Annotated in this window: 14 protein-coding genes; 9 read left to right on the top strand and 5 right to left on the bottom strand. The window is 26.8% G+C overall.

The window, feature by feature from the left end; all coding sequences use genetic code 11:
* The first annotated feature begins 42 nt into the window (after window positions 1–42).
* Window positions 43–3,168: a cytochrome c biogenesis protein gene (gene ccsA / locus CKV87_RS01730; RefSeq protein WP_012012180.1), complete on the top strand. Its 3,126-nt coding sequence runs from the start codon at window positions 43–45 to the stop codon at window positions 3,166–3,168.
* A gap of 271 nt (window positions 3,169–3,439) precedes the next feature.
* On the opposite strand, the gene serS is transcribed toward ccsA, so the two are convergent.
* From serS to CKV87_RS01715, 3 genes are read right to left on the bottom strand one after another with little or no spacing between them, the layout of a single operon-like run.
* On the bottom strand, window positions 3,440–4,678 hold the full coding sequence (gene serS / locus CKV87_RS01725) for a serine--tRNA ligase (RefSeq protein WP_012012179.1): 1,239 nt from the start codon (window positions 4,676–4,678) through the stop codon (window positions 3,440–3,442).
* 54 nt (window positions 4,679–4,732) lie between these two features.
* Window positions 4,733–5,788: a cation diffusion facilitator family transporter gene (locus tag CKV87_RS01720; protein ID WP_012012178.1), complete on the bottom strand. Its 1,056-nt coding sequence runs from the start codon at window positions 5,786–5,788 to the stop codon at window positions 4,733–4,735.
* An 11-nt stretch (window positions 5,789–5,799) separates the two neighbouring features.
* Window positions 5,800–6,099: a metal/formaldehyde-sensitive transcriptional repressor gene (locus tag CKV87_RS01715; RefSeq protein ID WP_004510401.1), complete on the bottom strand. Its 300-nt coding sequence runs from the start codon at window positions 6,097–6,099 to the stop codon at window positions 5,800–5,802.
* A 167-nt stretch (window positions 6,100–6,266) separates the two neighbouring features.
* Between CKV87_RS01715 and CKV87_RS01710 the strand changes: the two genes are divergently transcribed.
* Window positions 6,267–8,297 (top strand): TonB-dependent receptor domain-containing protein, encoded by a 2,031-nt coding sequence (locus tag CKV87_RS01710; protein WP_012012177.1) that lies wholly within the window; start codon window positions 6,267–6,269, stop codon window positions 8,295–8,297.
* Between the two features lie 26 nt (window positions 8,298–8,323).
* Here CKV87_RS01710 and CKV87_RS01705 read toward each other — a convergent pair whose 3' ends face one another.
* Complete coding sequence (locus CKV87_RS01705) at window positions 8,324–9,286, bottom strand: helix-turn-helix domain-containing protein (protein WP_012012176.1); 963 nt, start codon at window positions 9,284–9,286, stop codon at window positions 8,324–8,326.
* 113 nt (window positions 9,287–9,399) lie between these two features.
* Between CKV87_RS01705 and CKV87_RS01700 the strand changes: the two genes are divergently transcribed.
* From CKV87_RS01700 to CKV87_RS01675, 6 genes are all read left to right on the top strand, one after another.
* Window positions 9,400–11,487, top strand: coding sequence for a TonB-dependent receptor (locus CKV87_RS01700; protein WP_012012175.1), 2,088 nt, complete (start codon window positions 9,400–9,402; stop codon window positions 11,485–11,487).
* 102 nt (window positions 11,488–11,589) lie between these two features.
* Complete coding sequence (locus CKV87_RS01695; RefSeq protein ID WP_012012174.1) at window positions 11,590–13,383, top strand: ABC transporter ATP-binding protein; 1,794 nt, start codon at window positions 11,590–11,592, stop codon at window positions 13,381–13,383.
* Window positions 13,376–15,157 carry an ABC transporter ATP-binding protein gene (locus CKV87_RS01690; protein ID WP_012012173.1) on the top strand — a complete coding sequence of 594 codons (1,782 nt, stop codon included), beginning with the start codon at window positions 13,376–13,378 and terminating at the stop codon, window positions 15,155–15,157. Before CKV87_RS01695 ends, CKV87_RS01690 begins: the two co-directional genes overlap by 8 nt.
* Window positions 15,154–16,362, top strand: a complete 1,209-nt coding sequence (locus CKV87_RS01685; RefSeq protein WP_012012172.1) for an MFS transporter — start codon at window positions 15,154–15,156, stop codon at window positions 16,360–16,362. The genes CKV87_RS01690 and CKV87_RS01685 overlap by 4 nt, the downstream gene beginning before the upstream one ends.
* Window positions 16,359–17,534 carry an MFS transporter gene (locus CKV87_RS01680; protein WP_012012171.1) on the top strand — a complete coding sequence of 392 codons (1,176 nt, stop codon included), beginning with the start codon at window positions 16,359–16,361 and terminating at the stop codon, window positions 17,532–17,534. The genes CKV87_RS01685 and CKV87_RS01680 overlap by 4 nt, the downstream gene beginning before the upstream one ends.
* Window positions 17,528–18,067, top strand: coding sequence for a manganese efflux pump MntP (locus CKV87_RS01675; protein ID WP_012012170.1), 540 nt, complete (start codon window positions 17,528–17,530; stop codon window positions 18,065–18,067). Before CKV87_RS01680 ends, CKV87_RS01675 begins: the two co-directional genes overlap by 7 nt.
* On the opposite strand, the gene CKV87_RS01670 is transcribed toward CKV87_RS01675, so the two are convergent.
* A complete protein-coding gene (locus CKV87_RS01670) occupies window positions 18,056–18,985 on the bottom strand; it encodes a helix-turn-helix domain-containing protein (RefSeq protein ID WP_012012169.1) in 930 nt (309 codons plus the stop codon). The genes CKV87_RS01675 and CKV87_RS01670 overlap by 12 nt on opposite strands.
* 113 nt (window positions 18,986–19,098) lie before the next feature.
* Between CKV87_RS01670 and CKV87_RS01665 the strand changes: the two genes are divergently transcribed.
* Window positions 19,099–21,096 carry a TonB-dependent receptor gene (locus CKV87_RS01665; protein ID WP_041644861.1) on the top strand — a complete coding sequence of 666 codons (1,998 nt, stop codon included), beginning with the start codon at window positions 19,099–19,101 and terminating at the stop codon, window positions 21,094–21,096.
* Window positions 21,097–21,099 lie beyond the last annotated feature (3 nt).

The following is a 21,099-nucleotide window of genomic DNA, read 5'->3' as shown; positions in this document are numbered from 1 at the left end:
AAGAGAAGATTTCTTCTCTTAATTCTTTCAAAAAGAGTACAAATGATTAATTTTTTAAAAAATATCTTTAGCATGCAAATTATGACTATATTTTTGATATTTATGGCTTTAGCTTGCGCAGTTGCAACATTTGTTGAAAATGATTTTGGAGTTCTTGGTGCAAAATCATTTGTATATGGACAAACTTGGTTTGAACTTATTATGCTAATTTTAACAGTTGGAATAGCAGTTAATATTATCATTTTTAAAATGTATAAAAAAAATAAATTTTTTACTTTTTTAATTCATATATCAATAATTTTTATTTTTATAGGTTCAGCAATGACTAGATATCTAGGTTATGAAGCTGTCATGACAATTCCTGAAGGAAGTATGGAAAATAAAGTTTATTCTACAAATGAATATATACAAATAAAAATTTTGGATAAAGATGGCGAAAAAAGTTATGAAAAAGAGGTTATGATAACTCCTTTAAATCAAACAAAATTTGAATATGAAACTACAATAAATAATAAACCTTTATCTATAAAATATAATAATTATGTAAATAATGCTATTGAAAAATTAGTTCCAAATCCTAATGGAAAAATTTCAATGGATATTTTGTTATCAGAAGCAATGGGAGCAAAAAATATTTTATTACAAGATAAAGAAAAATTTGATTCTAATTTTTTAACTTTTACACTTAATAACAACATAAAAAATGAAACTAAACCAACAATAAATTTTGAAACTATAAATGATGAATTTTATTTAACTTCAAATTTGCAAATAACTTTATATTCTAATGATTTAGAAAATGAAAAAACTATAAATGCAAATACACAAACAAAAATTGAAAAAAATAAAATTTATAAAATTGGACAAACTCAATTTAAAATTTTTGAAGCTTTAATGAATGGAAAACTTGAAGTTGTAAATAGTGATAAAATGTTCGATAAAAGCGAACAAGTTAATGCTATTATTGTTGATTTTAAATATGATAATAAAACTTCACAAATTCCTCTTTATAAAAAAGCTGATTCATCTTTAGGTGTTACTCAAACACTATTTATCGAAGATAAAAAAATTGAACTTCAATGGGGAGCAAAAGAGATAGTTTTACCTTTTTCAATTTTATTAAATGATTTTGTACTTCAAAGATACCCTGGTTCAAATTCACCTTCAACATATTCAAGTTTTGTAAAAATTTATGACCCAATAGAAAACAACTCTTTTGATTACACTATTTTTATGAATAATGTTTTAGACTATAAAGGATATAGATTTTTTCAATCTTCATACAAAATGGATGAAACTGCTACTATTTTATCAGTAAATAAAGACCCAGGGAAAATTCCAACTTATATTGGATATTTTCTACTTTTTTTAGGATTAATTCTGACTTTATTTGTAAAAAACAGTAGATTTTCAAAACTTGTACATAAAAGATATACTTTAGAAGATATTAAAAAATCATATTATTTAAAAAAGAGTTTGTGTTTAGTTATCTTTTCTTTTTTTATCTTTTTACCACAAAAAAGTTTTACTCAAGATTTAGAGCTAATTTATAATATAGACAAAATTCATAGTCAAAAATTCGGTTCACTTTTAGTTCAAGATTACCAAGGAAGAATAAAACCTCTTAACTCTTTGGCAATAGAAATATTAAATAAAACAACTAAAAAAAGTTTAATTGGAAATTTAGACGAAAACCAATTTTTTATTAGTATGATGATGTATCCTGAAATTTGGCGAACAATTCCTATTTATAAAGTTAAAGATGAAAATATTAAAAAACTTTTGGGGCTTTCTATAGATAAATCTTATTTCTCTTTTGATGATGTTTATGACAAATATGGTGGTTATAAATTAGCAGATGAACTTGAAATCAGCAATAATAAAAGTGCTTCAAATAGAACAATTTATGATAAAGAACTAATAAAAATAGATGAAGCTTTAAATATATCTTATTCACTATTTAATGGTGATTTTTTCAAAGTTTTTCCTCTAAAAGATGATTTAAATAATAAATGGCTAAATATAATTGAGGCAAATTCTTATAAGAATGAACAATCTTTACAAATAAACAATTTAGTTAAAAACTACTATTTCTCACTATTGGATGCTTCAAAAAACAACGATTGGGAAAAAGCAAATAATTATCTTGATGAAATAAAATCTTATCAATATAATCTTGCTTCAAATATCATTCCAAATAAGATTAAGATTCAAGCAGAACTTCTTTTAAATAAATTTGATATTTTTGAAAGATTAATGCCTTTTTATCTAATTTTAGGAGTTATTCTTTTATTTATTGTTTTTATAAACATCATAAATCCGAGTATAAAAGTAGAAAAAATCACAAAATTAACTTTTTATCTTCTAATTTTTGGTTTCATTTTTCATACTTTTGGATTAGCTTTAAGATGGTATGTTGCAGGACATGCACCTTGGACAAATGGTTATGAATCTATGATTTATATCTCATGGGCTATTGCTATATCTGGAATAATTTTTTCAAAACAATCACATTTAGCTCTTAGTTGTACAGCCATTTTAAGTGGAATTACACTTTTTGTTGCCCATTTAAGTTGGTTAGAACCTCAAATTACAACTTTAGCACCTGTCTTAAAATCATATTGGTTAACTATTCATGTAAGTGTAATTACTGCAAGCTATGGATTTTTGGCGCTTAGTTGTCTTCTTGGATTTTTTTCTTTAATTTTATATATTTTTGCAAATGCAAAAAATGAAAATGAAAGATTTTTTAGAATATTACTTAGTATAAAAGAAGCTTCTCGAATAAATGAAATATCTATTCTAATAGGTATCATACTTTTAGTAATTGGTAATTTTTTAGGTGGAATTTGGGCAAATGAATCTTGGGGAAGATATTGGGCTTGGGATCCAAAAGAGACTTGGACACTTATTTCAATAATAATTTATATAATAATAATCCATTTAAAATATATAAAAGATGTTATCAATGATTATGTTTTAAATCTTTTATCTGTTATTAGCTATTTTAGTATCATTATGACCTATTTTGGAGTAAATTATTTTTTAAGTGGAAAACACTCTTATGTGGCAGGAGAGCCCATAGTAATACCAAATTTTGTTTATATCACAATTGTTATTATTGCTTTAACAATAATTATTTCATTTAAAAATAGAAAGGTTTTATAAAAATAGAAATCTTTTTATTTCGTAGCAATAAAATAGCATTCTTTAAGTTTCAAAAGAGTATTATTTTATTGATCAAAGAGTTTTGCCCTCGCTTATCTCTCCTTAGTTAAAAAAATTGTAACCGATTTTTTTAGGGTGAAACTCTTTTCAAAGGTCGTTCTATTTAAGTTTAAGTTTTATTTTTCGTAAATGTTCTATTATTTTTTTAGTAAAACTTAAAAAAAAAGGGAAGTTTTTAAACTTCCCTTTTTTATTGTCCTAAAATCTATTTTTATAAATATTTTTTAAGTACCTCTGGAATTTTTACACTTCCATCAGCTTGTTGATAGTTTTCCATAATAGCTAATAGTGTTCGTCCAACTGCTAAACTTGAACCATTTAAAGTATGAGCTAAAATATTCTTTTTATCTTCTTTATATCTTATTTTCGCCCGTCTAGCTTGAAAATCTCTTGTATTTGAAATACTTGAAATTTCTCTAAATTTATTTTGTCCAGGTAACCAAACTTCTAAGTCAATAGTAACAGCAGCACTAAATCCTAAATCTCCACTACAAAGTTGCACTTTTTGATGACAAAGTCCTAAAGAGCTTAATAAATCACTTGCACAATTTACCATTTTTTCAAAAATTTCATCTGATTGTTCTTGTGAAGTAATAGCAACCATCTCAACTTTATCAAATTGGTGTTGTCTTATAAGTCCTCTTGTATCTCGTCCTGCACTTCCTGCTTCTTTTCTAAAACAAGGTGTATATGATGTAAGAAGAAGAGGTAACTCACTTTTATCAATGATTTCATCATTATAAAGATTTGTTAAACTTACTTCAGCAGTTGGAATTAGATATAAATCTTCACCTTCAATTTTAAATAAATCATCAGCAAATTTTGGAAGTTGCCCAGTTCCTTGAAGAGTATTTGAGTTTGCCATAAATGGAACATACCATTCATTAAATCCTCTTTGTCTATTAAAATCAAGCATATAATTTATCAAAGCTCGCTCAAGTCTAGCACCATCACCTTTAATTGCTGTAAATCTTGATTTTGCTAGTTTTACACCTCTTTCAAAATCTAACCAATCACAAGATAAATCCCAGTGCTCTTTTGGTGTAAAATTAAAAGTTGGTTTTTCACCAATAACTTCCAAAATCACATTTTCATTTTCATCAACTCCAAAAGGAACATTTTCATCAGGCATATTTGGAACACTTAAAATAATAGAATTAAGATCATCTTCTAAAGTTCTAACTTCATCTTCTAACTCTTGCTTTTTTGTTTTTAAAGCATTGATTTTTTCTTGAAGTTCACTTATATCAAGATTTTCTTTTTTATATCTTCCAAACTCTTTTGATAGAAGATTTTGTTCAGCTGTAACATCTTCCATTTCTTGTCTTTTTTGTTTTGTTTTTAAAGCTAAATCTTTTAAATTATTTAAAAGTGCGTTATCAACACCTTTTTTTTGTAAAGCTTTTACTACATAATCAAAATCTTTTTGAAGTAATTTTATATCTATCATATTCGCTCTTTATGTAATTTTTGGGCAATTATATCTAAGTTTAATAAAAAAAAGCTACCACTCAAACTGAAAAGTTGTGTGAACTATTTTAAATTTTTCTTTTAAATTGTGATTTATTTTATGTAAAATCTCTTCATAATCATCTAAATATTTTTTATCGATTTTCACATGAGCTGTCATATTATACATATCTTGAGTAATTTCCCAGATATGAACATCATGTAATTCTAAAACTTTTTCATTTTTTTCAATATACTCTTGAACTTCTTTTACATCAACAGGAGAACTTTCAAGTAAAGTATTTGTTGAACTTTTCAAAATATCAATTGCCCATTTTGCAATCACAAGAGCTACAATAACAGCTAAAATAATATCTATAAAATACCATGAAGTAAAATAGATAACTATATAACCTATGATAATTGCAACTGAAGATAAGGCATCTGTTAGCATATGAATAAATGCTGATTTTAAATTTATATTATCTTTATCGCCTTGCATTAAAATAACACCAGTAATAATATTTACAATAAGACCAATAATTGCAACTATCATTGCTGTTTTTATATCAATAATTTGTGGATTTAAAAATCTTTCAATAGCTTCATAAATAATCCAAATAATTGATAATACGATAGTAATTCCATTTATAAATGCAGCTAATACCTCAGCTCTATAATAACCAAATGTTTTAGAAATTGGTGCTGTTTTACTTGCAATTATTATTGCAAATAGTGAAACAATCAAAGCAAAAGAGTGAGTAAACATATGAATTGCATCAGAAATCAAGGCTAACGAGTTTGATAAAAATCCATAAAAAAACTCCAAAAACATTGTTATCATTGTTATTCCAAGAGCCCATTTTAAAACTCTTTTATCAGTTCCTCTATGATCGTGAGTATGTCCTGCTACTCCATGATCGTGTCCACAACCATGTTCATGAGAATGTATATGATTTTCTTGTTTTGCACTAAATACAAATTTTTGTTCAATATTTTGTTCTAAATTCTTATTTGATAATTTATGTTTATTATCATGATGGTGGTGATGTTCTGATTCTTTATTTAAAAAAGGTTTATGTTCATTTAATCCAAATCCACAATTTGCCATTTTATATCCTTTTATTTTCCATATACTTTTATAATTTCAAGCAAATTATCAATTTGTGCTTCTGCATCTGCTTGAGTTCCATTTTTAATATTTTCTATCATATGCCCTTTTGCAAAATGTTCAACATATGAAGTAATCATCCCTGTAACGGCTCCTTTTATCGCCGTTAATTGCCTAATAGTTTCATAAGGATCCTCTTCTAATTTAAATTTTTCATCATCAAATTTATTTTTTAAAGAGTGTATTTGTCCATGAATTCTGCTTATTCTATTTTGTAATTTTTTTCTTTCTACATCACAACAATATGCCACATCAATTCCTTTTTTTTATTTTATATACCATAAGGGGTATAGTATAACTTTAAAACTTAAATTTTTATTTAATATTCATTCTCAATTCTTTAAGATGCAACTAAGTTGCAAAATATATAATTGCATTGCAACTTAGTTGCATTAATTTATATTATAAAAGGAAAATAATGAAATCTAATCATAATAAAATCAAAAAACTCTCTCTTACACTTCTTGTTCCATGCATTTCATTCGCACAAACAACAGTTCTTGATGAAATAGAAATAAAAGAAAAAAAAGAGTTAAAAACAAATTCTATGAATATTGATTTAGAAAAAACTGAACAAGAACAAGCAAACTCTTTTAAAGAAATTTTTAAAAATAATTCATCAATTGAAATTGGTGGAGGTGCTATAAATGTGCAAAGAATATATTTAAGAGGAATTGAAAGTTCAAATTTGAATATTTCTTTAGATGGAGCCAAACAAGGTAAAAATATGTTTCAACATAGAAGTAATGAACTAGGAATTAATCCTGATTTACTAAAAATTGTTGATATAAAAACAGCACCTGATGCAACTAAAAATTCTGCTTTGGGTGGAAGTATAGAAATGAGTACAAAAGATGCCCAAGATTTTGTAAAAGGAAATAAAAATTATGGCTCTATTTTTAAAACAGGCTACAATACAAATGCCAAACAAAAATATGGAAATGCAACAACTTATCAAGTTTTTAATGATTATGTAGGAGCTTATGCAAGTGTAAGTGGAGTAAATAGCGATAATTATAAAGATGGAAATAATAATGAAGAGATAGCAACAGCTTATCATGATAGAGATTATTTATTTAAAATAAGTATGCTAAATGCAAATGATCACGATTTAAGATTAACTATAAATCATAATGAAAACAGTGGTGATACAAGATGGAGAGGAACAGAATATAGACCACTGCCATCAGAGCTTGAAAAGATTGTTTCTTCTACTACAAACTATGCTTTACAACATAACTATAATCCTAATAATTTAATAAATTTAGATACAGATTTAAATTTAACAAATATAACTTTAGAAAGAGAAGATGAAAATCAAAAATATGAAAATCAGAATATTGGATTAAAAGTACAAAATCATTTTGATTTTGATATTTCTTCAAGTTCAAATAGAGTATCACTAGGAGCTCAACTTCAAAAGGAAAATGGTGAAGGTCCACTTATTCCTCATAATTTAGATAAAAATATTACTCAATATTCAGATTTAGATTCATCAACAAAGTCATTATTTGTTCAAAATAGAACACAAATTAACTCTTTAGGTATAGATTATGGTTTAAGATTTGATAAATATGATTTTGAAACTGGTTTAGGAAAAGCAAGTGATGATACATTTTCTCCAAATATGGGAGTTGATTATTCAATAACTCCTAATTCTTTAATATACGCAAACTATGGAAAAGCAAGTAGAATGAGTGGTCTTATTCCTTTTACGTGGGCTTTAAATACTAAAAAAGGTTCTACTTATTCAAAAGATTTAGAAGCAGAAAAATCTACAAGATATGAAACAGGATATAAATATGAAAAAAGAGATACTTTTTTAAATGATGATTATATAACTTTCAATGTGAATATTTTTAAAACAACCATAAAAGATTTGATAGTATCAAAAGATACTAATTGTAAAAATGGTATTTGCGGAAGTGGAGAAGGAGGAAGAACTTTACAAGATATTTATAATCGTGAAGATGACTTTGAATCAAAAGGTTTTGAATTAAAACTTTCTTATAACTACGATATTTTTTCAACAAGTTTGGCTTATACTCAAATTGATACAAATAATGTAAATAGCGATACAAATGGTGTTGCTAATATAAATGAAGATCAAAATATAAGAAGAGTTGGTGGATATGATAGCAAAAAATTTATTTGGAATAGTGGTATTGAAATTACAAAAGATTTAGCTATTGATTATACTTTAAACGCAGTTGCAAGTTCTGATGTTTTAGATAGTAATAACAATGAAATAAATAGAGCAGGATATACAACTCACGATATAAATATGAAATATAAACTAAATTCAGATTGGACTTTATTTTTTGCAGTTAATAACTTGACAGATAAACAATATGCAAAAGCCACAACAATATCTACAAAAAATCAAGCAGATGTTTATAGATATGAAATGGGAAGAGATTATAGATTTTCTGTAAAATATGAGTTTTAAATATCTAGTATAATGTACTAGATATTTTAATAATAGTAATTTCTACTTTTCATAACATCTTTTGGGCGAAGACCAAAAAATTGAAAAAAAGCATTTGAAAAACTTTGTTGATATTTATATCCAACAAAGTTTGCAATTTCCAAAATAGAAAATTCACTTGTTTCTAAAAGCTGTTTTGCATGAATCATCTTATGCTCAAGAATCATTTGTCCAACAGTTGTATTAAAAAGTTTTTTAAATCCAAATTTTAGTTTAAATTCATTAATAGCTACTTTTCTAGCAAGTGTTGATAAATCTGGAAAATCGTGAGTTAAAAGTACAATATCTCTTGCTTTATAAAGTGCTTGTATATCTTCATTTGAAAGTTTTATTTTTTCACAATTACACTCTTTCTTACAAAAACATTTCTCAAACTCTTTAATTTGATTATAAATTATTTCTAATACTTTACTTTGTAAATAGATATTGTGTAATTCATTTGTAAAAGGTGAATTAAAAAGTTCATTTGCTAACTTTATATTAAGAGAATTATCTACTCTATGTATAAAAGAGGAAGAAGTTTTTATCTTATCAAGTAAATACGAATAAGTTGATAATTGCTTTTCTAAAAAGTCATTCTTTATAGATATTGCAAGTCCTTTAGAAAAAGAGTTTTTATCTAATGCTGTCATAGAATCAGCTTCATCTATATACTTTATATAAGTATCATTTTTTTTGAAAGTTTCTATTTTATCATCAGTATTTGACTGATATTGAACTTTTCCATCAAGTATTATATTTATAAATAAACTGTCAACTTTCGAATTTGTTTGTATCGAAAAATCTTTATTTGCTTGAGCATGAGTTTTAAATAAATATATATCATCACTTACTATCTCTTTTTTACAATTCATATAACCAAAATTATCTGGAAAAGTTAAATTAAACTCTTTATTTGAGGAAGAACTCATAAATTCACTTATATCATCTATTGTAAAATTGTGAGACATTTTTATCCTTTTATATTAAAAAAAAATCCATATATATTAAATTTACTCTTGAAGCTGATAATAGCTATCATTATAATTCAAACTTATTTAAAATTTGATGAAAAGGAAACAATATGTTAAAAAAGAAGAATATTATCTTATTTTCTTTATTTGTAAGCTCTTTATTATTTGCAAATGAAACAACAAAACTTGAAGAAATAACAGTAAGTGCAAATAAAATGGAAGAAAATATACAAGATGTTCCACAAAGTATAACTGTAATTGATGAAGAGACAATAGAACAAAAAGGAATTAAAAATATCTCTGATGTAATAAAAGAAGTTCCTAATATGAATATTATGGCAAATACGGGAATGGGAACAACTACTTCATTTAGAGGATTAAACGCTTCTATGTTTACAAATAATAACCCTGTTGTTATTTATATAGATGGTGTGCCATATTATGATAGATTTGATTTTAATCCAAGTTTAGCAAATGTTGAACAAATAGAAATTTTAAGAGGACCACAAGGAACACTTTATGGAAAAGATGCAATTGGTGCAGTTATAAATATAACTACAAAATCCCCATCAAATGAATGGCATGGAAACATTGGTGCAGAGTATGGAAATGATAATACTTTTAATACAAAATTAAATACAAGTGGAGCAATAATAAATAATAAATTATTTGCTGGGATTAATGGTTCATATAATCATTCAGATGGTTGGATTACAAATCATTATCCTGGAATGAAAGAAGATGCAAATGAAAAAAATGATAGAAAAACAAGCGGTTTTTTACTATATAAACCAACAGATGAACTTTCAGCAAAATTAACATTAGCAGATAACTATACAAAAAACTATTTTATGGATGGATTTAGTTCAGATCCAAGTCTTGACATAAATAGCTTAAAACGAAAAGATGCCGAAAATGCAAATTATGATGTGCCTGCTTGGGATAAACAAAAAGTAAAATCACAAGCATTAAATTTATCTTATGAACTAGAAAAAGTAAAAATTGATTCAACATCAACTCATAAAAAGTTTGATCTAAATGCAGAATTTGATTCAGATAATAGGGCAGATAATGCTAATGATGGATTAAGACAATGGAACTATACAAAGGTTGATACTTATTCTCAAGAGCTTAAATTATCAAGTAAAAATCAAGATATAAAATGGGTAACAGGTTTATACTTTGATAAAGAAAATAGAAAACAAGGTCCTTATGGTGCAGAACAACTCTATCTTGGAGCTGTTTATGTAGGAGATGCATACTCAGATTCTGATAGCAAAACTCAAGCTATTTTTGGTCAAACAATGATTCCATTAGGAGAAGATTTTGAACTTACTTTAGGTGGAAGATATCAAAAAATAAATAAAGAAATAGATGTTGTTGCAAAATCAAGTTGGGCAGGTATGTCAATACCTGATGTATCATATGAAGATGAAAAAACTTGGAATACTTTTTTGCCAAAAGCTGCACTTTCATATAAAATCAATGACAATTTAACAACCTATGTATCAGTTTCAAAAGGTTATATGCCAGGAGGTTTCAACTACTATCCTTCAACATCAAACGGTCAAGACAATACATTTGAGCCACAAAAATCTACAAATTATGAAATTGGAGCAAAATATATAGGAGATAGCTTTGCTTTAAATACAAGTATTTTTAGAATGGATATAGAAGATATTCATGTTTATAAACAACTTATGGGAGGGACTGTATTTGCTACTAGTAATGCTAAAAAAGCTCACTCTCAAGGTATAGAAGTAGATGGAACATACTTTTTAACTGACAATTTAAGTCTTTTTGGAGCAGTTGGATTAATCCAAGCAAAATATGATGATTATGATAATGGAACTAGAAAGTATGATGGAGAAAAGATAGAAAATACTCCTTCTTATACAGCAAACTTTGGAATATCATATTTAGCTAATAGTGGACTTTATGGTAGATTAGATTTTAATGCTAGAGGAAATACAAGTTATCTTGATGGAGGAAATAATGATAGATTGATTAGAGCAGATGGAGGAATAACTGCAAATACTAAAATCGGTTATAGAATCAAGAACTGGGATATTTATAGTTATGTAAATAATATTACAGACGAAGATTATGTAACTTCATACATGTCAAAATCTGGTTCTTCATGGGTTGGGTTTAATGATCCAAGAAGATTTGGAATTGGAGCAATTTACAAATTTTAATACTTATTAAATAAAAAATAATCCTTTTAAACTAAAGTAGATATTGATATATTTTATCAATATCTATAAACTTTTTATCTTAAAAATTTTTAGGAAATATTTATGAAAAAACAAAAAGTAGGACTTTGGGCTATTATGTCCCCAGTTAAATTCAAAATTAGATTAGCTATGTTATTAGCTAGTATTGGTGCGATAAGTTTGATTTCAAGTTTATTACTTCTTTCTCTTACCTTATCAAATATTTTAATTAACACTCCTTTGATTATTTTTTGTATTGAATTGGATTTAATCAAAACTATACTTTTATTAGCAATTCTAACAATTATCGCTTTTGTATCAAGATTAGCAGGATTTATAGTTTCACATTTAGGAGCTTTTCACTTAGAACAAATATTAAGAACAAACTTATCACAACATTTAGCAACCGTTCCTTTAGGATATATTATCTCAAATGGTTCAGGAACTTTAAAAAAAGTTATGCAAGATGATGTAAAAACTTTACATACTTTTGTTGCTGATAGTACACCAATGATTGCAAAAAGTATAGTTGCCCCAATAAGTACTTTAATCATACTTTTGATTATTGATTATAGATTTGCTCTTGCAACTCTTAGTGTATTTATTTTAGGTTGGATTACTATGGCATTTTCCATGAGAGATTCAAAAACTTTACGAATAAAATATGAAAAAAGTCAATCAAATATAAATAAAGCTGTTATTGAGTTTGCTCAAGCTATGCCAGTTGTACGAACTTTTGATGATGGAACAACTTCATTTAAAAGATATAACGATGCTTTATTGGAATATAAAACAAACCTTCAACATTGGATGAATATAAGTGCTTTTAGTGCAAAACTTGGAATGATTATTTTAAGTCCACTTCCTACACTAATTGCCGTTCTTATTACTGGTATTTATCTTTTAAATTTTGGAACTCTTGAATTATTTGCATTTATAAGCGCCCTATTTTTAAGTACAGGTATGGCAGATGCAATGATGCCACTTATGTGGATAAATAACCATATAAAAAAATCTCAAGCATCAGCACTTAGAATTCAAGAAGTTTTAGAAATAAAATCTCTTGAAATTCCAAAAGAGACAAAAACTATAAAAACCTATGACATTGAATTTGAAAATGTATCTTTTAAATATGACAGCGTTGAAAAATATGCTTTAAAAAATATAAGTTTCAAGGCAAAAGAAGGAAGTGTTACTGCGCTCGTTGGTCCAAGTGGCGCGGGCAAAAGTACAGTTGCAAAACTAATTCCTAGATTTTGGGATGTAACTAGTGGTGAAATAAAAATTGGTGATGTTAATATAAAAGAACTAAGTAGTGAAACTTTGATGAACACAGTCTCTTTCGTATTTCAAGATACTTTTTTATTTCAAGATACAATTTATAATAACATCAAAATGGCAAATGAAAAAGCAACTAAAGAAGATATAGTAAATGCTTGTAAAGCTGCACAAATTCATGATTTTATACAGAGTCTACCAGATGGTTATGAAACACTTGCAGGAGATAGAGGAACAAATCTTTCAGGTGGACAAAAACAAAGAATCACAATAGCAAGAGCAATTTTAAGAAATACTCCAATTATTGTTTTAGATGAAGCAACAGCTTTTGCAGACCCTGAAAATGAAGAAGAGATAGTAAAAGCATTAGCAAATTTAACTATAAATAAAACAGTTATTATGATAGCTCATCGTCTTTCTACTATAAAAGATTCTGATCAAATTATTGTATTTGATGAAGGAAAAATATCAGAAATTGGAAAACATGATGAACTTTTAGAGAAACAAGGTATCTATTCAAAACTTTGGAGCAACTATGAAAAAGCTAGTTCTTGGAACCTAGAAAAAATAGAAGATAAAAAAGGAAAAAACAATGTATAAAGAAAAAATTTCTTCATTTTGGAACTCTTATAAAATCACTCTTGAAGTCGCAAAAGGAAAAGAAGCTTTAATAAAAAGAAGTTATTTATACTTTATCATCTCTTTTATTTTTCAAGGTTTGGCATTTGCATTTTTTTATCCTTTATTAAATACTATTTTTAGTGATAATTTTGATTTAAATAAAACTATATTTTGGTTTGGTGTAATTGTACTTTTAAGTCTTTTTTCTTTTATTTTTAAATGGCTAGCAAGTAATTTTAACTATTCAGGAGATTTAGTTGAAACAACTCATGATTTAAGAGTAAGATTAGGTGAAAAGATAAAAACTATGCCTTTACAAAAATTGTACTCATATAGAACGGGCGAACTAAATTCAATATTAGCAAGTGATGTTGATGCTTCTGTTTTACATATGGGAATAATTGCAGGAATGTTTTTTGAAATAGCAATTGTACCTTTTGTTATTATAGTTGCTACATTTTTTATAAACCCAATACTTGCAATTGCGTTATTAATTGCCATTCCTTTATCAATTCCTATTTACAAATGGAGTAGAAAAGAGACAAAATGGGAGAAAACAGAAGTTACAAAAGCAAACGCAACACTTGAAGCTGATACTGTTGAATATTTACAAGGACTACCTGTTTTAAGAGCAGTTAATCAAATTGGACTTAATGCAAAACAACTTCAAAAATCAATAGCAACTGTAAGAGAAGTTCAAAAAAAAGGATTATTTGCTTCTTCTATACCAATGGTTATAATGAATACCTTAATAGAGTTTTTGTTTTTATTTATTTTAACAATAGGAACAATATTTATCTTAAAAGGTGAATTAACTCTGGCAACCCTTCTTGCTCTTTTAATCATTCTTTCAAGACTTAGTGAACCTTTGGCAAATTTTTTAGCAGTTACTGCTGTTTTAGATATTATGGAAGCTGGATTTAGAAATATCAAAAAATTACTTGATATAAAAGAGTTTGAAATACAAAAACCAATACAAAACCCAAAAAACTTTGATATCACATTTGATAATGTCTCATTTAGTTACGATAGCAACAATCAAAAAGTTTTGCAAAATTTATCTTTAAATATCAAAGAAAATTCTCTTACTGCAATAGTTGGTCCATCAGGAAGTGGAAAAACAACTATTACAAAACTTATTATGAGATATGCAGATCCTTCAAATGGAGATATAAAAATTGGAAATATCAATATACGACAAATGAAACAACATACTTTGATGAGCTATATTTCTGTTGTTTTTCAAGATGTATATTTATTTGATGACACCATTTTAAATAACATTAAAATGGGAAAACCAAATGCCACAAAAGAAGAAGTTTTAGTTGCTTCAAAAGCTGCTTTTGTACATGAATTTGTTTCAAGACTACCAAAAGGTTATGATACAAAAGTTGGAGAAATTGGAGGTAGTTTAAGTGGAGGAGAAAGACAAAGAATAAGTATTGCACGGGCAATACTAAAAGATTCTCCTATTGTAATATTAGATGAACCAACTAGTGCACTTGATACTCAAAGTGAAGTGGCAGTTCAAGCTGCTTTAGATGAGTTAATCAAAAATCGTACTGTCATTGTAATTGCTCATAGACTAACAACTATTTCTCATGCAAACAATATTTTAGTTATTGAAGATGGAAAACTAAAAGAGAGTGGAACTCACGAAAATTTAGTTTCATTAAAAGGGAAATATTACTCTATGTTTGAAGCTCAACAAAGAGTAAAAGAGTGGAATATAAACAATAAAGGAACTTTGTGAAAAAAAAATTAACTTGGTCAGCTATGACCTTGTTGTTTAGTTTATATACTACTCAATTTTTAGGTTTAGGCTTTTTTATGGAAGCCTTTATTGGTATTTTAAGACAAAATGGAGTTCCTTTAGAGAATCTTGGATTTATCTATATGCTTGGACTTTTTTGGGTATTTAGATTTTTGTGGGCTCCTTTTATTGATAGAATATATTTCAAAAAAATGGGTCATTATAGAGCTTGGATAATAATTTTTCAATCCTTAATGGTAATAACAATATTTGCAATTTCAATTTTGCATATAAATGAACACTTAAATATCATTATTTTTTTAGCAATATTTTTTGCTTTTTTTGCAGCTTCTCAAAATATTGCACTTGATGCTTTTGCATTTAAAATAACTTTCAAAAAAGAACGTTCAATAATAAATGCTATAAAAACATCAGGAGGATTGATTGGTATGGCTTTAGGTGGAGGAGTTGGACTGATACTATATTCTAAAATTGGTTGGCATTTTACTATGTTTATCATGACAATAGTTACAGCAATTTCTCTTCTTCAGATAATATTTTTTTCAGAACCAACAATGAAACATGATTATTTTATAGAAAAAATCAACTATAAACAATTTTTTACTTTTTGGAAAACAAAAGAAAAAAAACTTTGGTTTATTTTACTATTTGTATATCCAGTTACTATTAGCTCAGCTTTTGGACTTACAACTCCACTTTTAGTAGATTTAGGTTGGGCTTTAGACAAAATTGGTTTTGCAGTTCATATAGTTGGATATGGAATAGGATTTCTAGCATCTTTTGGTGCTTCTTATGTTATAAATAAATTTGGTAGAAAAAATATTTTAATTTTTGCTGCTTTTGGACAAGTTATAGGAATTTTAATGATGTTATTGCTATTTAATCATCATAACAATGATATTTTAGTGATGTTTGTAATAGGATTAGTTTTCATGTTTTATACTCCATCACAAGTTTTAATGAACACTATTATGATGGATTTATCTTCAAAAAAAACTCCAGCTTCTCAGTTTGCAATTCAACATAGTATTTATATGTTTTCAGGAATATTTTTTAGTTCTATGTCTGTTTCAATGTCTGGAATTTTAGGTTATGAAAAAATCATATTAATTTGTGCCGTAATTGGCTTAATATCTATGTATTTATCAACAAAAATAGAATATATAATAAAAGGAAAAGAATGAAAGAAATTAAACCTTTAATGGTTATTACAATTTTATGTGTATCATCAATGATGGCTTTTTTAGCAGTTGTTGGTCCAATAGTGCGAAATTTAGGCTTACAAGAGTGGCATGCTGGAGTTATGGTTGCACTTGCTGGAATTGCATGGATTTTTTTATCAAGATTTTGGGGCAAAAAAAGTGATATTTATGGAAGAAAAAACATTTTATTACTTGCAATTTTTGGATTTTTTATCTCTTATTTACTTTTAGCAATATTTGTAAATTATGCAGTTATAACTCCTCCACTTGTTATTATCTCTCTTTTAGTTTTAGTAGCTACAAGATTATTAATAGGAGTATTTTATTCAGCTGTTCCACCAGTTTCAAATGCCTTAATTGCAGATAAAGTAGAAGCACAAAAAAGAACTTCTTATATGGCAAGTCTTGGAGCATCAAATGGTTTGGGTATGATTTTAGGACCAGTCCTTGGTGGAGCATTAGCAAGTTTTGGACTAGCAATTCCACTTTATGCAGCTGCAATTTTGCCATTACTTGCAGTTTTTATGGTTCTTTTCTTTTTGGAAAAAGACAAAAAGATACAAAAAACAAAAGATACACCTTTACATTTTTTTGATAAAAGATTAAGACTTCCAATGATTGCTTCATTTATTACTATGTTTAGTATTGTTACTTCACAAGTATGTTTAGGTTTTTTCATCTTAGATAAATTTCAAATGAATGAAATAGATACTGCAAAAACTACTGGATATATTTTGGCAATAATTGGTGTTGTATTTATAGCTACACAAATTGTAGTTTCAAAACTAAAAAATGTAAAATCTATATCTTGGTTGATTTTAGGTTCAATCTTCGCAACAATAGGATATTTTTTAATAAGCCTTATATCTTCTAAAATTGAATTAACTCTTGCTTTTTGTATTGGAACTATTGGACTAGGTATGATAATGCCTGCATTTATGGCAATTACTTCAAATAGTGTAAATTCAAATGAACAAGGAATTGCAGCAGGAACTGTATCATCAGCTCAAGGCTTTGGAATAATAGTTGGTCCACTTCTTAGTACAGTTTTATATAAAATCTCTCCAGAGTTTCCTTTTTTATTCGCAAGTTTAATTTTTGCTATTTTGGTTATAATTTCGCTTTCATATAAAAAAAGAGGAATTTTATGTTAGAAGTTTTAATTTTGGCATTTGCTCTATCTATGGATGCATTTGCTGTTTCTATTGGGCTTGGAATAAAAAACAAGCAAAATTTAAAAGCTTTAGCTTTAAAAGCTGGATTGTTTTTTGGTATTTTTCAAGCACTTATGCCATTTTTAGGCTTTTTAGGTGGAATTGGATTAAGAGAGTATATTCAAGGGTACGATAAAATCGTAGCATTTATTTTACTTCTTGCTATTGGTGGAAAGATGATTTATGAAGCATTTAATGAAAATGTAGAAGAAGAGATAAGTCAAATCACAAATAAAATTTTATTAACTTTAGCAATTGCAACAAGTCTTGATGCTATGGCTGCTGGATATAGTCTTCATTTATTTAATCTAAATATATATTTATCACTATTTGTTATTGGATTTACAACGTTTATTATTAGCTATATTGGGGTTTATGTTGGAAGCCGTGGCGGTGAAAAATATGAAAGCAAAGCTGAAATTTTAGGTGGAGTTGTTTTAATATTAATAGGTCTTAAAATTTTACTTTTTTAAAATATCTTTAGGTCGTATTTTAAACTCTTTATAAAAAGCATTAGTGAAATTATTTGCAAACTTATAACCAACTTGCAAAGCTATTTCATTGATGTTATATTCACCACTTTCAAGCATATTTTTTGCAAGGTTCATTTTATGAGATACTAAAAGTTGATAAGGAGAAGTTTTATAAATCTGTTTAAAACCTCTTTTCAATTTTACCTCACTTAAATGAACCATTTTAGCTAAGCCAACAATCGACGGGGGATTTTGCAAGTTATTCAACAATATCTCTTTTGCTTTCAAAATTGCACTTCTATCATAATCATCTAAAAAAATATCATCTTCATTTTTTTGTAACTTTGAAATTTCTAAAGATAATAACTCAAAAATTTTACCTTGTTTATATATATTAGCTAACTCACCGACAAGACTGCAATTTAATATATCATTTAATAAAAACTGAGATTGAATAGAAGTTAATCTAAAATCTATCAACTGTAAATTTTGTTTATTAAAAAAATATTTTTCAACTAAGCTTTTTTGAAAATTTCTTCTTAAAAAACTTTCACTTAATATTAATCTAATTTGATTTATCTGTTTATCTTTAAACTCTCTAAAACCTTGTGTATTTTCAAAGAGTGATATTGTAGTAAACCCTTCTTTGAAAGGTATGATTTTTTTATCCCCACTATTTATATATGTAGTGTTTCCCTTGAGTGATATAGTGATTACAAATTTTCGCTCTTCTTGTTTTGCTTCTAAAAAGATAGGTTTTTCTATATTGTAATTTGTTTTTGAAAATAAAAATCCATCTTGAATATATATCTTTTCCATATAATCAGTTCCTATCTCAAGTGGAAAACTATTTTTTATGATATTTTTTTTGCTATTTAGATTTGAACTAATCAAATCCTTTAAATAATATTTAGTCATTTTTACCTTTTAGAATAGAAATAAAACCTTTTAGAATATTTTTGATATTGACTATCACTTTTCTGAAGTATATACTAGAGCAAATAAATTTTATATTAAAGGAAATAAACATAATGATAAAATCAAAAACTATTAACCTATCTTTTTTAGCTTTTATATTATTAACAAATAACCTAGTAGCAAAAGAAGAAACTACAACTTTAGAGGCAATCACTGTTACAGCTCAAAAAAAAGAAGAAAATGTACAAAAAGTACCTATTTCTGTCTCTGTTTTTGATGAAATGTCAATAGAAGATAAATCTATTGATAGTTTGGAAGATATTGCAAAATATACTCCCAACTTGATGCTTTACAATACTGGACAAGAAGGCTTAATAGTTCCTTCTATTAGAGGAATAAGTGGAAATGTTTTATCATATTCAACCCCTGTTGGGCTGTATGTTGATGGAGTTCCTACTACTAGTGCCTTTGGTTTTGATGATGCAATTGGTGATATTGAAAGAATAGAAGTTTTAAGAGGACCACAAGGAACTTTATATGGTAAAAATAGCGAAGCAGGAGTTATAAATATCATAACAAAACAACCAAATAATGAAACGAGAGGAAAAATCTTCTCAACAATAGGTAATGAAGGAAGAAAAGATATTGGATTAAATGTAAGTGGTCCAATAATAAAGGATAAATTTTATGCAGGAGTAGCTTATAAACATAAAGAAAAGGATGGATTTATAAAAAATACAGTTACAAATGAATATATAAATGACAAGAAAAGTGATTATGCAAAACTCATTTTAAGAGCTACACCAACAGATAATTTAGATGTATCATTAATATCTTCAATTAACAAAGAAGATAATGGTGACCATAATTGGGTGAGTTCAACAAACAACAAAAAAGAAGTTACTTCAAATTTAAAAGGAAGTTCTACTCCAAAAGATACAACTTTTGCTTTAAATGTAAATTATAATATTGATGAAAACTCTAAAATAAAATCAATAACTACAAAAAAAGAGTACAAAGATAAAGCGATAGTAGATGCCGATTTTACTCCTTTGACTTTAAGACATATTTATAAAAATAATGAATTAAATACAATCTCTCAAGAGTTTAGATATGAAACTATATTTAATAAAACAGAACTAATCTCAGGAATTTATTTAGATAAAAAAGATGATGACTTATATACAAGAATATTTGCACCTTTTAATCCAACAGGATTTGCAAATCCACAAGATATGAGTTCTAGAAGTATAGGGATTTTTACAAATATCATTCATCCTTTAAATGATTTTTGGGTTTTAAATGCAGGAATTAGATATGACAAAGAAAAAAAAGAGATGGAAGTTAAAAACACAACTATTGACTTAGAAAATAGTTATAGCAGTGTTTCTCCAAAAATCGGAATTCAATACAATATAAATGAAAATCAAATGAGCTATTTTACAATAGCAAAAGGTTATAGAAGTGGAGGATTTAATCCTTTTGCTACATCAAACGCACAAGCATATGATGAAGAAAATTTAATCTCTTATGAACTTGGATATAAAGGAATGTTTTTTGATAATCGTTTAAAATTTAACACAAATATCTATTTTATGGACATAAAAGATATGCAAGTAGAAGAAACACCAATGCTTGGTACTACTTATATGGTAAATGCAGCAACTGCAACTTCAAAAGGTTTTGAAGTAGAAATAGAAGGTGTAATTAGTGATGAAATAAGTCTATTTGCAAGTGCAGGAGTAAATGAAACAACTTTTGATGATTTTAAAGATTTGGCTGGTGATTATAGTGGAAATTATAACCCTCTTGCCCCAAAATATAACTTCAATATTGGAACTTTATATAGAGCAAACAATGGTTTATATGCAAGAGTCGATTTTAATGGTTATGGAAAAACATATTTTGACAAAGCCAATACGACTTCACAAAAAGCTTATAGTTTAGTTGATACAAAAATTGGTTATGAAGCAAATGATTTTGATATATATTTTTATGTAAATAATTTATTTGATAAAGATTATGATGCAATAGGTGCATATTTTAGTGGAACAACAACTATTTTAAGACCAGAACAAGAGTTTGGTATCAAATTAGCATATAGATTTTAGAGG

Origin of the sequence: Aliarcobacter butzleri (genome assembly GCF_900187115.1) — a bacterium.
Taxonomy (GTDB): domain Bacteria; phylum Campylobacterota; class Campylobacteria; order Campylobacterales; family Arcobacteraceae; genus Aliarcobacter; species Aliarcobacter butzleri.
The sequence above is the reverse complement of the archived record's forward strand: the minus strand, read 5'-3'. Positions and strand labels throughout refer to the sequence as shown.

What these genes read in the sequence shown, in the direction of transcription:
- ccsA (WP_012012180.1), top strand. Translation starts at nt 43, where the DNA reads ATGATTAATTTTTTAAAAAATATCTTTAGCATGCAAATTATGACTATA.
- CKV87_RS01720 (WP_012012178.1), bottom strand. Translation starts at nt 5,788, where the DNA reads ATGGCAAATTGTGGATTTGGATTAAATGAACATAAACCTTTTTTAAAT.
- CKV87_RS01705 (WP_012012176.1), bottom strand. Translation starts at nt 9,286, where the DNA reads ATGTCTCACAATTTTACAATAGATGATATAAGTGAATTTATGAGTTCT.
- CKV87_RS01695 (WP_012012174.1), top strand. Translation starts at nt 11,590, where the DNA reads ATGAAAAAACAAAAAGTAGGACTTTGGGCTATTATGTCCCCAGTTAAA.
- CKV87_RS01680 (WP_012012171.1), top strand. Translation starts at nt 16,359, where the DNA reads ATGAAAGAAATTAAACCTTTAATGGTTATTACAATTTTATGTGTATCA.
- CKV87_RS01665 (WP_041644861.1), top strand. Translation starts at nt 19,099, where the DNA reads ATGATAAAATCAAAAACTATTAACCTATCTTTTTTAGCTTTTATATTA.
- CKV87_RS01690 (WP_012012173.1), top strand. Translation starts at nt 13,376, where the DNA reads ATGTATAAAGAAAAAATTTCTTCATTTTGGAACTCTTATAAAATCACT.
- CKV87_RS01675 (WP_012012170.1), top strand. Translation starts at nt 17,528, where the DNA reads ATGTTAGAAGTTTTAATTTTGGCATTTGCTCTATCTATGGATGCATTT.
- CKV87_RS01710 (WP_012012177.1), top strand. Translation starts at nt 6,267, where the DNA reads ATGAAATCTAATCATAATAAAATCAAAAAACTCTCTCTTACACTTCTT.
- CKV87_RS01700 (WP_012012175.1), top strand. Translation starts at nt 9,400, where the DNA reads ATGTTAAAAAAGAAGAATATTATCTTATTTTCTTTATTTGTAAGCTCT.
- serS (WP_012012179.1), bottom strand. Translation starts at nt 4,678, where the DNA reads ATGATAGATATAAAATTACTTCAAAAAGATTTTGATTATGTAGTAAAA.
- CKV87_RS01670 (WP_012012169.1), bottom strand. Translation starts at nt 18,985, where the DNA reads ATGACTAAATATTATTTAAAGGATTTGATTAGTTCAAATCTAAATAGC.